At 67.1% G+C, this 14,158-nt stretch carries 12 protein-coding genes; 7 read left to right on the top strand and 5 right to left on the bottom strand.

Annotated features, from left to right (window positions below):
* The gene (locus VFA08_12050) at positions 1 to 750 is read right to left on the bottom strand and encodes a hypothetical protein (GenBank protein ID HYZ14317.1); all 750 of its coding nucleotides are present in this window, start codon (positions 748 to 750) and stop codon (positions 1 to 3) included.
* A 200-nt stretch (positions 751 to 950) separates the two neighbouring features.
* On the opposite strand from VFA08_12050, the gene nhaA reads away from it, so the two are divergent.
* From nhaA to VFA08_12035, 3 genes are all read left to right on the top strand, one after another.
* Positions 951 to 2,243 (top strand): Na+/H+ antiporter NhaA, encoded by a 1,293-nt coding sequence (nhaA, locus tag VFA08_12045; protein HYZ14316.1) that lies wholly within the window; start codon positions 951 to 953, stop codon positions 2,241 to 2,243.
* A gap of 111 nt (positions 2,244 to 2,354) precedes the next feature.
* Complete coding sequence (locus tag VFA08_12040) at positions 2,355 to 4,625, top strand: sodium-translocating pyrophosphatase (GenBank protein HYZ14315.1); 2,271 nt, start codon at positions 2,355 to 2,357, stop codon at positions 4,623 to 4,625.
* A gap of 10 nt (positions 4,626 to 4,635) precedes the next feature.
* Positions 4,636 to 5,004 (top strand): DNA-binding protein, encoded by a 369-nt coding sequence (locus VFA08_12035; GenBank protein HYZ14314.1) that lies wholly within the window; start codon positions 4,636 to 4,638, stop codon positions 5,002 to 5,004.
* On the opposite strand, the gene VFA08_12030 is transcribed toward VFA08_12035, so the two are convergent.
* The 4 genes from VFA08_12030 to VFA08_12015 are packed head-to-tail and all read right to left on the bottom strand — an operon-like array spanning position 4,994 to position 8,564.
* On the bottom strand, positions 4,994 to 5,731 hold the full coding sequence (locus tag VFA08_12030) for a TrkA family potassium uptake protein (protein HYZ14313.1): 738 nt from the start codon (positions 5,729 to 5,731) through the stop codon (positions 4,994 to 4,996). The two genes, VFA08_12035 and VFA08_12030, sit on opposite strands and share 11 nt — an antisense overlap.
* Position 5,732: 1 nt before the next feature.
* The gene (locus VFA08_12025; GenBank protein HYZ14312.1) at positions 5,733 to 6,392 is read right to left on the bottom strand and encodes a TrkA family potassium uptake protein; all 660 of its coding nucleotides are present in this window, start codon (positions 6,390 to 6,392) and stop codon (positions 5,733 to 5,735) included.
* A 58-nt stretch (positions 6,393 to 6,450) separates the two neighbouring features.
* Positions 6,451 to 7,146, bottom strand: coding sequence for a response regulator transcription factor (locus VFA08_12020; GenBank protein ID HYZ14311.1), 696 nt, complete (start codon positions 7,144 to 7,146; stop codon positions 6,451 to 6,453).
* A complete protein-coding gene (locus tag VFA08_12015) occupies positions 7,143 to 8,564 on the bottom strand; it encodes an ATP-binding protein (GenBank protein ID HYZ14310.1) in 1,422 nt (473 codons plus the stop codon). The genes VFA08_12020 and VFA08_12015 overlap by 4 nt, the downstream gene beginning before the upstream one ends.
* Positions 8,565 to 8,699: 135 nt before the next feature.
* Here VFA08_12015 and VFA08_12010 point away from each other — a divergent pair, with 135 nt between their 5' ends.
* The 4 genes from VFA08_12010 to VFA08_11995 are packed head-to-tail and all read left to right on the top strand — an operon-like array spanning position 8,700 to position 14,155.
* Entirely contained in the window at positions 8,700 to 8,936 is a 237-nt protein-coding gene (locus VFA08_12010) for a hypothetical protein (GenBank protein HYZ14309.1), read from the top strand.
* The gene (locus VFA08_12005) at positions 8,937 to 11,225 is read left to right on the top strand and encodes an APC family permease (GenBank protein HYZ14308.1); all 2,289 of its coding nucleotides are present in this window, start codon (positions 8,937 to 8,939) and stop codon (positions 11,223 to 11,225) included.
* 54 nt (positions 11,226 to 11,279) lie between these two features.
* Positions 11,280 to 13,610: an APC family permease gene (locus VFA08_12000; protein ID HYZ14307.1), complete on the top strand. Its 2,331-nt coding sequence runs from the start codon at positions 11,280 to 11,282 to the stop codon at positions 13,608 to 13,610.
* A complete protein-coding gene (locus VFA08_11995; GenBank protein HYZ14306.1) occupies positions 13,610 to 14,155 on the top strand; it encodes an HDIG domain-containing protein in 546 nt (181 codons plus the stop codon). Before VFA08_12000 ends, VFA08_11995 begins: the two co-directional genes overlap by 1 nt.
* Positions 14,156 to 14,158 lie beyond the last annotated feature (3 nt).

Here is a 14,158-nt window from a genome sequence, read left to right as displayed (position 1 = left end):
CTAGCCCGTCGCTCCGGTTGCGCTCGGCGTCGCGCCGGACGGCGCCGGCGTCGGGGGCGTCGTTTCGCGGTCGTTGCGGAGGACGTCGAACGCGATGACCTTCCACCCGTCGCTTTCCCGCAGGAAGAGTTCGCCCGCACTCACGATGGCAACGAATGTCCCGTCGTTGAGCTCCGCCGTTGCGCGGAACCGCACGCTTGCCGTCACCGTGTCAGGATTGTTGTCGCGGTTGAACAGCACCGTGTAGGTGATCCCGCCGCGGTCGGGCGTGACGCGCTCGTATTGATCACCCGCGGTGGTTCCGAGCGTCAACACGTCCACGTTGCTCCGCGCGGTCGTCGCGGCGTCGGCATCGAACAGCGAGAAGAGCTCCTCGTAGTCGCCGCTCCGCCAGTTGGCCGGATCGAGGAACCCGTCAGTCCACAGCTCGTCGATGACCGGGGTGATGTCATCGGTGACCAGTGCCTCGGCCTCTGTCTTGAGCGCTTTGGTGTCAGCGTCGGCGACGACACGTTCGACACGCACTCGCCCGACTCGGAAGTCGAACGGCGGCGCCGCCTCATCGTCTTCGTCTCCACCGATGAGACCACCGCCGTTGCCTCCGGAGACGACGAAGAAGAGCACGACGCCTGCCGCGACGAGCGCGACGGGCACTAGCAGGGCGGCGAGGGGGAGGCGGCGCTTGCGGTTGCCGTTCCTGCGTTGCGCGCGGTTGGCGGTGACGGGCTGCGCGATACGACTATCGGTCAAAGCCCGCTGAGGGTATCGGCCGGACGCGGCCATCACAACCACCTCATCTCGGAGTAACCTGCACGGCGTTTCATGGAGGTGTGCCGGGAAGCCTGGTCGGCGGGGAGACGACCATGGCCTCGACCCAACCACCCGACCCGATCGCCGACGAGGGACCGCGCGCTCCATGGTCTCGCTCGCAGCGACCGTTTCCTCGTCGCGTGGTCCAACCGCTTCAGTCTTTCCTCGAGGAAGAGACGTCCTCCGGGATCCTGCTGCTCGCCGCCGCCGCGATCGCCCTCGCGTGGGCGAATTCGCCATGGAGGTCGACCTACGAGGACCTGTGGAGGACCGTCATCACGATTCGGTTGGGCGACTGGGTCCTCAGCGAGGACCTTCGGAACTGGGTCAACGACGCGCTGATGGCTCTGTTCTTTCTTGTCGTCGGTCTCGAGATCAAGCGCGAGTTGCTGACCGGCGAGCTCCGGCGACCCCGGGCGGCTGCCGTCCCGGTGATCGCCGCGATCGGCGGGATGGTGCTACCCGCCCTCATCTACCTCCTGTTGAACGCGACCGGCGACGGGTCCCGCGGATGGGGCATCCCGATGGCGACAGACATCGCGTTCGCTCTCGGCGTGCTCACGCTCGCGGCCCGGAGTGCTCCACCGAGCATGAAACCGTTCCTGTTGACGCTCGCCATCGTCGACGACATCGGGGCCATCCTGGTCATCGCGCTGTTCTACTCAGATGGCGTCAGCGTCACGGCGCTGCTCCTCGCGGCCGGGCTGGTCGCGTCGATGGTTGCGCTGCAATGGCTAGACGTTCGAGCCGGCGTCGTCTACGTGGGCCTTGGCATCGCCGTGTGGCTGGCGTTCTTCGAGTCGGGCGTCCATCCAACCATCGCCGGAGTGATCCTTGGAGCCGTCACGCCTTCGCGGCCCTTCCAGCGTCCACGAACGGTGAGCGACGAGGCGAACCGAACGGCCGAGAAGACCGTCGACGATCCCGAACCGCCAGACGCAGACGCGCCACAGTGGCTACGGCTGGCGTCCCTCACACGCGAAGCCGTCTCCCCGCTCGCTCGTGTGGAGGCAGCTCTTCACCCCTGGACGAGCAACGTCGTCGTCCCGGTTTTCGCGTTCGCGAACGCCGGCGTCGCGTTGTCGGCCGACGTGCTCGCGGACGCGGCGACGAGCACGGTGACGCTCGGCGTGATCCTCGGCTTGGTTGTCGGCAAGATCGTTGGGATCACGTCGGCGAGCGCGATCGCCGTCCGAACGGGGCTCGGAGTTCTCCCGGCCGGCTGCGGATGGCGCCACATCGTGGGCGTCGCCGCCGTTGCGGGGATAGGCTTCACGGTCTCGCTGTTCGTCGCCGACCTCGCGTTCGCCGATCCGACGCTCACCGGGCACGCGAAGGTCGGCATCTTCGCCGCGTCACTTCTCGCGGGAACGGCCGGCGTCGCGGTTCTTCGTCTTGGGCGGAGCTCGAGGAACTCAGAGGCCTCCTCGTGACGCGGATCTGGGCGCGCCGCCGACGCGGCCCTCTCTCTATAATTCGCCGAGTCCTGCGGCGTCGCGTCGCGTTCAACGAACCAGACCGAGGAGGTTCCGCTGTTGCACGGAGTGCTGGCCCAGGAGGGCGGCCCGCTCGAGGTCGTCTTCGGGGCGTTCGAGACCAGATCGCTCTGGATCATCTTGCTCATCTCGCTCGGCGCACTCGTCTTCGCCTACTACCTCGCCCGCCAGGTCCTCGCCGCGCCCGAGGGAACCGAGAAGATGCGGCAGATCGCCGGCGCCATCCAGGTCGGCGCGAAGGCGTACCTGAACCGCCAGTTCCGCACCGTGGGCATCTTCATGGCGCTGCTCACGGTGGTCCTGTTCTTCGCTCTTCCCGTAGCCGAGAGCGGGACGCACAGCGAGACCTTCATCCGCGTCGGTCGATCGCTCGCGTTCATCCTCGGCGCCGGGTTCAGCGCCCTCACCGGATACGCGGGCATGTGGCTCGCCGTCCGAGCGAACGTACGCACGGCGAACGCGGCGCGTGAAAGCGGTCTGCGCCGCGCGCTGAAGATCGCGTTCCGAGCCGGCGGTGTCGCCGGGATGTTCACCGTTGGGCTCGGCCTCCTCGGCGCGACGGTGATCCTGTTGATCTACAAGGAAGACGCGACAAGTGTGCTGGTCGGGTTCGGCTTCGGTGGCGCGCTCCTGGCGATGTTCATGCGCGTGGGCGGCGGCATCTTCACGAAGGCCGCCGACGTGGGCGCCGACCTCGTGGGCAAGGTGGAGAAGGGTATTCCCGAGGACGACCCGCGGAACGCTGCGGTGATCGCCGACAACGTGGGCGACAACGTCGGCGACTGCGCCGGGATGGCCGCCGACCTGTTCGAGTCCTATGAGGTCACGCTGGTCGCGTCGTTGATCCTCGGCGCTGCCGCCTACGCGGGGACCGAGGTCGGTGCGATCGCCGGCGTGATGTTCCCGCTGTTCGTCCGCGCCGTGGGCGTGATCACGTCGATCATCGGGATCCTCGCGGTGACGCCGCGGAGCGAGACCGAGCACGGCATGAAGGCGATCAACCGCGGTTTCTTCCTATCGGCGGCGGTCTCCGCCGTCGCCGTGTTCGTGATCAGCGGCATCTACATCGATGACTGGCGCCCGGGTGCCGCGGTGTTGTTCGGTCTCATCCTGGCGAGCGTGATCCAAGTGCTCACGCAGTACTTCACCGACACCAAGTTCAAGCCGGTGCAGGAGATCGCCGAGTCCACGCAGACGGGGCCGGCGACGACGATCCTGTCGGGGTTCTCCGTCGGGCTGGAGTCGACCGTGTGGGCGATCCTGGTGATCGCGGCGGTGATCACCGGGGCGTTCGTCCTCGGCGACAACGTGAGCGAGCAGCTCTACTTCATCTCGCTGACGGGCATGGGGATGCTCACGACCGTCGGCGTGATCGTGTCGATGGACACGTACGGCCCAGTGTCCGACAACGCGCAGGGCATCGCGGAGATGTCCGGCGAGTTCGAGGGTCGGCCCGCGCAGGTCCTGACCGGACTCGACGCGGTGGGGAACTCGACGAAGGCGATCACCAAGGGGATCGCCATCGCCACTGCGGTCATCGCCGCAACCTCACTGTTCGGTTCGTTCGCCGAGGCCGTTCTCGGTGCGCTCGGGGAAGAGGGCGTCTTCCCGATCAGCGTCGACAAGCCCGACGTACTCGTCGGCCTGTTGATCGGTGGCTCGGTCGCGTTCCTGTTCTCCTCGCTCGCGATCAGAGCGGTGGGCCGGGCCGCGTCGCAGGTCGTCGTCGAGGTCCGCAACCAATTCCGCGAGCACCCCGGGATCATGGAGTACAAGGAGCAGCCGGACTACGCCCGGGTCGTCGACATCTGCACCAAGACGTCGCTTCGCGAGCTGCTGACGCCGGGATTGCTCGCGGTGTTGAGCCCGATCATCGTCGGGTTCGCCCTCGAGGCCGAGGCGCTCGGAGCGTTCCTGGCCGGCTCGATCCTCACCGGGCAGCTCCTCGCCGTGATGTTCTCGAACTCCGGTGGCTCATGGGACAACGCGAAGAAGTTCGTCGAGGAGGGCCACTACGGTGGGAAGGGGAGCGAGTCGCATAAGGCAGCGGTCATCGGCGACACGGTGGGTGACCCGTTCAAGGACACGGCTGGGCCGGCGCTCAACCCGTTGATCAAGGTGATGAACCTCGTGGCGCTGCTCTTCGCTCCGGTCGTGGTCGAGCAGGCCGACAGCGAGCTTGTCCGGATCGTCGTCGTGATCGTCGCGGCGTTGATCGTGGGGAGCGCGGTCTGGGTGTCGAAGGCCCGCAAGTCCGAGCTCGTCGTGGAGACGGACCCCCCGTCGGAGCCGGCTCGCGAGGTCGAGAAGGTCTCCTAGGCACCGGACCGTGGGGTTCCTCGATCCCATCCGGCGGCTCTTCAGCCGGATGGCGGAAACGGACGAACAGCGCTACGCCGACGAGATCCAGACGTGGTCGGCCACGGTCCCCGGCACGGTCCGGATCCGCGACGCGACGACGCGATCGCGCGTAAAGGTCGCCGGCGTCGTGCGACGCATCACGATTCGGCCGCTCGAGGGCAGCGAGTCCCTCGAGGCACTGATCGACGACGGGACGGGCGAGGTGAACGTGGTGTGGATGGGACGGCGTTCGATCCCCGGTGTGAACCTCGGGACGCGCCTCGTCGTCGAGGGGGTCCTGGGAGAGCAGCGCTCTGAACGCCGACTGGTGAACCCGAAATTCGAGTTCAGTGGGTGACGTTGGCGCGCGGGTCGTCGCCCGTCGCCACGGGTTCTGACGCCGCCTCGGTTCCCGACTCCGCCTCGCCCACGACAGCCGCGCGAAGCGCAGCCTCCGCATCGGGCACCGACAGCGCGAGCACCTCGTCGCCGACCGTGATGACGGTCTCGGGCTGTGGGATCACGACGTGTCGGTCGCGAATGATCGCGACGACCGCCGCGTCCGGCGGCAGGCGAAGCTCGTAGAGGGGACGCCCCGCGTTCGGCGCGTCGGCGGGGACGGTCATCTCGACGATCGAGATGCCGCCTCGCTCGAGCGGCAGGAGCCGCACGAGGTCGCCCACCGATACCTCTTCTTCGACCAACGCCGTCAACAGGTGCGGCGGCGAGACGGCGGCGTCGACGCCCCACTGGTCGTTGAACAGCCACTCGTTGTCGGGGTGGTTCACCCGCGCGAGGACCCGCGGCACGCCGAACTCCTGCTTCGCGAGCAGCGACGTCACGAGGTTGTCCTCGTCGTCGCCGGTCGTCGCAACGACGACGTCGGCACTCGCTAGATCGGCCTTCTCCAAGACCCACGGCTCGCACGCGTCGCCGAGCATGAGGTCGACGTCTGGCGCCCACTCCCCGGCGGTCTTGAGGACCTCGGGCACCTGCTCGATGACGGTCACCGTGTGCCCTCGCTTGGTGAGGTCCGCCGCGAGATGCCTCCCGACGGCGCCCGCACCGCTGATCACCACGCGCACCTCAGTGTTCTCCCGTCTCCTCGAGCAGCGAGTCGACCTCCTCAACGGCGTCCTTCTGCACGATCAAAGCCGCGAAGTCGCCCTCCTGAAAGGTGCTTCCCCCGACGGGGATGTAGCCCTTGCCGCCGCGGTCGACGCCGGCCACGAGGACCTTGCCGTCGACGTTCAGCGACGAGACCTTCTTGCCGACGAGGTGCCGGGGGATCTCGATCCGCATCCGGAGCAGGTCGCCGCCGGCCAGCGCCTCTTTGATCTCGGTGTGTTCGTGGCTGAGCATCAACATGATCTGCTTCACGCCCCAGCGCGTCGTCGACACGGTGGGGATGTTCAGCCGCTCGTAGATGTCGGCGCGAAGCGGATCGTAGATCCGTGCGATGACCCGGGGCACGTGGTAGTACTCGCGCGCGACGCGGGCGGAGACGATGTTGGAGTTGTCACCGCTCGACACGGCGAGGAACGCGTCGGCCTCCTTGATTCCGGACTCCTCGAGCACCTCGCGGTCGAACCCGAGCCCGACGACCGTCCGCGCGTCGAACCCCGGAGGAAGTCGGTCGAACGCATGCGGGTTCTTGTCAATGACCGTCACGCCGTGACCGGCCTTTGCCAGCTCCTGTGTCAGCAGGATCCCGACGCGGCCGCACCCCATGATGATCACGTTCACGGCTCGGTAGCCTAACTCCGACAGCCCGGTGCCCACGCGGTCTGACGCCGCGTGGTCCTCATGCCGGGTCTTCCGGCTCCGGCTTCCACCGGTACCCCAGTCCTGACTCCGTGACGATGTACCGCGGCGCCGCGGGGTCGTCGCCGAGCTTGCGTCGCAACTGACGGACGTAGACGCGCACGTAGTGCGATTCGTCGGCGTACCGCGGACCCCATACCTGCTGCAGCAGCCACGAGTGCGTCAGCAGCTTGCCTGGATGCGTCGCCATTGCCTCGAGCAGGCGGTGCTCGGTCGGCGTGAGATGGAGCAGCTCACCGCGGAGCTTCACCGCTTCGCGGGCCAGGTCGATCTCGAGCTCACCGAAGCGGAGGACCGCCCTCGGCATTTCCCCGCTTGCTCTCCTCCCAACCGCGCGTATCCGCGCCAGGAGCTCCTCGATGGCGAACGGCTTGGTGACGTAGTCGTCGGCGCCCGCGTCGAGCGCCGCCACCTTTTGCTCCTGGCTGTCTCGAACCGTGAGCACGATGATCGGGACGTCTCGCCACGCGCGGGCCTGCTGGATGACCTCGTGTCCATCGATGCCCGGCAGCCCGAGATCGAGCAGAACGACGTCCACCTTCTCGTCGCGAAGGATATCCAGCGCGGTTTCGCCGTTCGACGCTGTGCGCACGTCGTAGCCGCGCCCCTTGAGGCTGGTGCGGAGCGCGCGGAGGATCTGCTCGTCGTCGTCGACGGCAAGCACATTCAGCGTCATCTCGCCGCGACTGGAAGCCGGAAGACGACCGTCGTTCCGCCGCCAGGCGTCCCCTCGATCCAGATCCGTCCGCCGTGCGATTCGACGATCGCGCGCGAGATCGACAGGCCGAGTCCGGAGCCGGTCGCCGAGCCCTGCTCTCCTCGCACGAACGCTTCGAAGACGCGCTCGCGCTCCTCGCTGGGGATGCCGGGCCCATGGTCCACGACGCGCACCTCGGCGGTGTCATGCCATCTTGCGGCCGAGATCGTCACCGCGCTTCCCGCCGGACTGAATTTGACGGCGTTCTCGATGAGGTTCGTCAGCACCTGGTCGATCTGGACAACGTCCATCGAGATCTCGGGAAGGTCGCCTCGGAGCATGAGGTGGATCCGGTGGTTGGCAAGGACAGCCTGAAGGCGTCCGACCACACCTTCGATGACGTCCTCGATCTCGCCGAGTGTTGCGTTGGGCGTGACGGCGCCGGCGCGGATGCGCGACAGATCGAGGAGGTTGCCGACGAGCCGGTTGAGCCGCTCGGCCTCGTGGCGGATCGTCTCGAGGAGCTCGCGCCGGTCGCCCGGCGTGAACCTCGCGCCCTCGTCGAGCAGGCTGGTGACCGACGCAGTGATCGACGCGAGCGGCGTCCGGAGGTCGTGTGTCACCGATGAGAACAGCGCGGCGCGCAGGCTGTTCGTCTCCGCATCCAGTCGCGCCTTCGACGCCTCGGACGCGAGTCGCATGCCCTCGAGTGCGAGCGCCATCTGGCTGGCGAACGTTCGCACGACGTTGCGCTCGTCGTCGGAGAGCCCATCCGCTTCGGCGTCATGGACCAGCACGATCTCGCCGACCTTGCGGCCGGCGGCCTCCATTGGCATGACCTCCGGAACGCCGGCCGCGGCGGCCGGGCGTTCAGACACCACCGGCTCGTCCGTGACGTCCGTTCGGATCTCGCACCGGACGATCCCGAACAGGTCGGTCACGGCCCGCGCGAAGCTCGCCAAAACGCCCTGCGGAGGTTCCCCCGACAACAGGCGCGCGCCGAGACGCTGCATCAACACGGCCTCGCGCTCGCGACGTTCCGCGCGCGCGCGTTGCGCGACCGCCGCTGAGAGCAGCGTGCCCACGATCACCGAAACGATCAGGAACGCGGCGAGCGCGACGAGATCCTCCGTCTTCGCCACGCTGAACGTGCCGGTCGGCTCCGTGAAAAAGAAGTTCAGCGGGAGGAAGGAGAGGATCGACGTGGCGAGCCCCGCGCGGAGCCCCGCGAACGCCGTCGCGCCGGTAACCGCGAGCACGTAGACCAAGGCGGCACTCGCCGTCGAAATGCCGCCGGGGACCGCCGCCAGCGACGTCGCAACCCCGGCAGATACGGCAGCGACGAGTAGCGGCCGGACGATCCCGCCGCGGCGAGTGCGAACGCCCAGACAGCGCATCAAACGCAAGCTTCCCGCCACGCCGTCTGCAGCACAACAGACGTGCGGGAGCTCGTGGCCGTCCTTACAAGTTCTCTACGGCCGGAGGCACGGCCCTTACACCTTCCTGACGCGTTCGCGTGCACGCTGAGAGCCATGATCGGTGTTGCGCTTTCGGCGGACCTTCTGACCGGCCTGGCCCTCGGCCTGTGCGTGGGGATGTTGGTCTCGCCCCTCCTCCGCGCCTGGCTGACCTGGCGCGAGTGGCTCGAGGCCTCACATGAAGCGGATCTGATGGGCGACGTCCTGCGACGGATGGACGCCGACGACGAGCGATCGCAGGTCGATCTGGAGCACGCGCCCAAGGCCGAGCCGAAGGGGCTCAGCGCCTAGGTGGCCGCTACGGCGACGGTGAAGCGCGTCCTCATCGGGCGCGCGATGGCGAGCCACAAGCTCGAGCACCAGCTCCTACCCAAGTCGCTCGCGCTTCCGGTCTTCGCCTCCGACCCGCTCTCCTCGAACGCGTACGCGACCGAGGAGATGATGCTCGTCCTGGTGACGGCGGGAGCCGGGGCGCTCGTGTACCGCATTCCCATTGCGTTGGCGATCGCGACGGTCCTGATCATCGTCATCGCCTCGTACCGGCAGACCGTTCGGGCGTACCCGCACGGTGGGGGCTCATACATCGTCGCGCGCGAGAACCTCGGGACGATCCCCGGACTCACCGCCGCATCGGCCGTGCTCATCGACTACGTACTCACCGTGGCTGTCTCGGTCGTAGCCGGCGTTCTCGCGGTCACCTCGGCGGTGCCTTCGCTCGCGGATCACAAGGTGCTCGTCGCGATCGGCTTCGTTCTCCTGCTGACGCTGGCGAACCTCCGCGGCGTTCGAGAGGCCAGCATCCTTTTCGCCGTACCGACATACGGCTTCGTCACGATCATCTTCGTGATGCTGGCGGCGGGCCTCGTCCGCTGCGTCAACGGATGTCCTATTGCGCCGAGCGCTTCGTTGCCGCTTGAGGCGCAAGCTGGCGTGAGCCTGTTCCTCATCCTCCGTGCGTTTTCCTCGGGATCGACGGCGCTCACAGGCGTGGAGGCGATCGCGGACGGCGTTCAGGCGTTCCGCAGGCCGCACGCGAGGAACGCCGCGACGACGCTCGCGGCGATGGGCGCCATAACCGTGACGATGTTCATCGGCCTCACCGTCATGACCGTCCTCCTTCACGTCAGGGTAAACGAGGAGATCGCCGAGTCGCGGTCCGTCTTGTCGCAGATCGGCGAGACGGTGTTCGGGCGCACCCTCCCGTACTTCGCACTGCAAGCGTTGACAGCCGGGATCCTGATCCTCGCGGCCAACACGTCGTACCAGGACTTCCCTCGTTTGTCCGCGATCCTGGCGCGCGACCGGTTCGCGCCGTCGCAGTTCAGGAACCGCGGCGACCGGCTGGTGTTCTCGAACGGTGTCATCGTTCTCTCGGTTCTGGCCTCGGCACTCGTCTACGTGTTCGACGCGAACCTCACCGACCTGATCCAGCTGTACGTCGTCGGTGTCTTCACGGCATTCACGCTGTCACAGGCCGGCATGGTCAGGCGGTGGCACCGCCTGAGGGAACCGGGGTGGCGCCGAGGCATGGCGGTGAACGCGCTCGGCGCGACGGCCACCGGCGTTGTTCTGGTGATCGTCGCCGCCACCAAGTTCGTCCACGGCGCGTGGATCGTGATCGCGGCGATACCCGTGCTGATCATGTTGCTGCTCGCCGTGAACCGGCACTACCGCATCGTCGGCCAAGCGCTTCGCGTCAAGGGGGTGTCACCGGCGGAGCGGGTCGCGAACACGTTCGTTCTTCTGGTGCCGGACCTCGACCTGGCGACCGCCGACGCTGTTGGTTACCTTCGATCGCTCCGGCCGGAGCGCGTCGTCCCCGTGTTCTTCGGAGATCCAAAGGACTTCGAACACACGTCCACGGCGTGGCCGTCGTTCGCTCCGCGGATGGGCGGCCTCACCGCCTTACCGGGGAACGGGAGTCGCGTCCACAGCCTTCGCACCTACCTACGTGCGCTCCATGGAGGTTTCGACGACTTCGTAACGGTCGTCGTTCCCGAGGAAGTTTCGAGCGACTCGCTCTTCAATCTGGTGCGACGACGTTCGCAGTTCTGGCTCAAGGTGCGTCTGCTGTTCGAGTCGGGTGTTGTCGTTACGAACGTCCCACTCGTACCCGAGGAGCGTCCGCTCGCGGCGGCACACGGCGAGCAACCGGTCGAGCCGCTCCGGAGTGTCGTCATCGTGCCCGTTTCGGCTGTTCACGCGGCAACGGCACGAGCGGTCGCCTATGCCACTTCGCTGAACGCTGCGGAGGTCGAGGCCGTCTACTTCTCGCTGGACCCGGAACAAGACCGAACGATCGCGGACGAATGGATGGACTGGAGGATGACGATCCCGCTGTCGATCGTGGAGGCGCCGTTCCGAGACATCACGAATCCGATGCTTGAGGAGATCCGCAAGTTCACGTCTCGCCCGGGCACGGTCGTGACCGTCGTGCTTCCCGAGCTCGTCGTGCGGCACACGTGGGAGCAGCTGCTCCACAACCAGACGGCGCTCTTCCTCAAGCGCCTGCTCCTGGTCGAGCCGAACGTGGTGGTCACGAGCGTGCCGTTCCACGCCCGCGCAGACTCCCGCTCATAGCGCGCGCGGCTCGCTCGGACGCTCCAGCTGAGAGGCGTCCTACAATCGATCGTCTTGGCGACGACGACGAAGCGTGGCACGACGCAGCCCGCCGGCATCCTGAAGCGGCTCGTCGTTGGGCGCGCGCTCGCGTCCCACAAGCAAGAGCATCAGCTGCTGCCGAAGGCGCTGGCGCTGCCGGTTTTCGCGTCGGATCAGCTGTCATCTGTCGCATACGCAACCGAGCAGTTGATGCTGGTGCTCGTCGTGGCCGGCGCCGCCGCGCTCACCTGGATGCTCCCGCTCGGCATCTGCATCGCGCTCCTCCTGGCCGTCGTCATCGCCTCGTACCGCCAAACATGCCGCGCGTACCCGCGGGGTGGCGGCTCCTACATCGTCTCCAAGGAGAACCTGGGAACGGTTCCCGGTCTGGTCGCCGCGGCCGCGATCCAGACGTCCTACGTCCTCACGGTCTCGGTGAGCGTGACGGCAGGTGCGATCGCCGTCACGTCCGCCGCGCGATCGCTGGTTCCGTACAAGGTGCCGTTGGCGCTCGCGTTCGTGCTGATCATCACGATCGCCAACCTACGTGGCGTGCGCGAGGCCGGAACGTTGTTCGCACTGCCGACCTACGGCTTCGTGGCGATGGTGTTCGTGACGCTGGCCTTTGGTTTCGTCCGATGCCTCGACGAGTGCCCCCAGGCGGACACGTCCGATCTGCCGCTCGAGTCCGCCGCAGGTCTCAGCGCGTTCCTGTTGCTCCGCGCGTTCTCGTCGGGGGCGACCGCGCTGACGGGGGTCGAAGCGATCGCCGACGGGGTCCAGGCGTTCCGGCGACCGCAGGCCAAGAACGCCGCCACGACGTTGGCACTCATGGGCGCCATGAGCATCCCGATGTTCCTCGGCATCACGCTTCTCGCTCGATTGCTCGAGGTACGGGTGAACGAACACGTCGCGGAAACGCGATCGGTGCTGTCCCAGATCGGGCTGACCGTGTTCGGTCGGACGGGGCCGTTCTGGATCCTCCAGGCGCTCACGGCCGCGATCCTCGTCCTGGCGGCGAACACGGCATATCAAGACTTTCCGCGTCTCGCGTCGATCCTGGCGCGGGACCGGTTCATGCCGTCGCAGTTCCGGAACCGCGGCGACCGGCTCGTGTTCTCGAACGGAGTGCTGTCGCTCACCGTGTTGGCGGGCGTCTTGGTTTGGCTGTTCCAGGGGGAGCTGAGCCGGTTGATCCACTTGTACGTCGTCGGCGTGTTCACGGCGATCACGCTGTCGCAGGCCGGCATGGTTCGGAAGTGGTTGCGGGAGAAAGGTCAGAACTGGCGATGGAACCTGACCATCAACGGCGTTGGCGTCACCGCGACCGGTGTCGTCCTCGCGATCGTCGCCATCACGCAGTTCGCGCTCGGGGCGTGGATCGTCATCGCGTCGATCCCGGTGATCGTCGGCATCTTCCTCGCCATCCGCACTCACTACGATCGTGTGGGGGGCATCCTTCGCGCGAAAGGGCTCACCGCCGACCGCGAAGCGGCGAACACGTTCGTTTTCCTCATCGAAGACCTCGACACCGCGACGCTCGATGCGATCAGCTACCTCCGAGCGCTGCGCCCCGAGGACGTCCGCCCGCTGTACGTCGGATCGCCGAGACGGTACGCGTCCGTCGCTGAGGGGTGGGAGGCGTGCGCGCCTCGGCTGGGCCGGCTCGAGCTGCTCGAGGGCGGCCATGAACGCCTCGTCCGAGCCCTTCGCCGGTACATCCAGGGCATCGTCCGCGGCCGCGGTGATTTCGTCACGGTCGTGATCCCGGAGGAGCTTCGGGGTCGGTCCTTGTTCCAGTTCCTGGTCAACCGAGACCCGGTCCGGTTGAAGACCGCGCTGCTGTTCGAGCCGGGGGTGGTCGTCACCGACGTGCCGCTCGTGCCCGAGGAGATGGAGATAGCCAAAGCGCACGCGGCTCATCCGGTCGAGCCGGAGCGGAACGTGGTCTTGATCCCGATGTCGGCGGTGCATGACGCCACCATCCGCGCCGTCATCTACGCGAAGTCGCTCAATCCAACGCATATGGAAGGGATGTTCTTCGTCTCGGATCCGGAAGACGTCGAGGGCGTCGTCGACGAGTGGCATCAGCGCAAGGTCGATGTCCCACTCGTTCTGGTCGAGGCGCCCTTCCGCGAGCTCGGCGAGCCGCTCCTGGCCGAGGTCCGCAAGTACACCGAGGACGGAGACACGATCGTCACGATCGTGCTGCCGGAGTTCATCCCGCGGCACTGGTGGGAGAACGCGCTCCACAACCAGACGGCGTTCTACTTCAAACGGATGCTGTTGTTCGAGCCGAACGTCGTGGTGACGGACGTGCCGTTCCACCTTCGCGCTCCCGAGGTCGCGAGCGTGGAGGGGTGATGGATCGAGACGCCGCGATCGCCCTGTGCCGGGAGAGATGCCTCAAGGAGACGACCGTTCGTCACCTCATCTCGGTCGAGGGCGTGATGCGAGCGCTCGCCCGGCGCTTCGGCGAGGACGAAGACCTGTGGGCGCTGACGGGCCTGTTCCACGACCTCGATCAGGACCACACCGGCGACGACGCGTCGAACCACGCGCGGATGGCCGCCGAGTGGCTCCGAGAGGCGGGCGTCGACGAGCGCGTGATCAACGGCGTGCTCGCCCACGCCTACCCCGAGTACCGGACCGATCGCATGTCTAAGGCGGTCGTGCACGCCGACGCAGTCGCAGGATTGCTCGTCGCTGCGGCGCTCGTTCGTCCGGAGCGGAGCGCCGGGATGAAGGTCCCGAGCGTGAAGAAGAAGCTCAAGGAGAAGGCGTTCGCGCCCGGGGTGAACCGCGACGAGGTCACGGGCGTCGAGGACGGCATCGGGCTTCCTCTCGACGAGTTCATCGCCGTGTCGATCGAGGGGCTGCAGGGCGTGGGGAAAGAGATCGACCTGTAACGC

This window comes from Actinomycetota bacterium (assembly GCA_035640355.1).
GTDB lineage: Bacteria > Actinomycetota > UBA4738 > UBA4738 > HRBIN12 > CALGFI01.
Note: the sequence above shows the minus strand (reverse complement) of the source record. Positions and strands in the feature narration are given on the sequence as shown.

Bases quoted from the DNA above. Each gene is read 5' to 3' on its own strand.
- VFA08_12020 (HYZ14311.1), bottom strand. From the start codon at position 7,146: ATGACGCTGAATGTGCTTGCCGTCGACGACGACGAGCAGATCCTCCGC.
- VFA08_12015 (HYZ14310.1), bottom strand. From the start codon at position 8,564: ATGCGCTGTCTGGGCGTTCGCACTCGCCGCGGCGGGATCGTCCGGCCG.
- VFA08_11995 (HYZ14306.1), top strand. From the start codon at position 13,610: ATGGATCGAGACGCCGCGATCGCCCTGTGCCGGGAGAGATGCCTCAAG.
- VFA08_12010 (HYZ14309.1), top strand. From the start codon at position 8,700: ATGATCGGTGTTGCGCTTTCGGCGGACCTTCTGACCGGCCTGGCCCTC.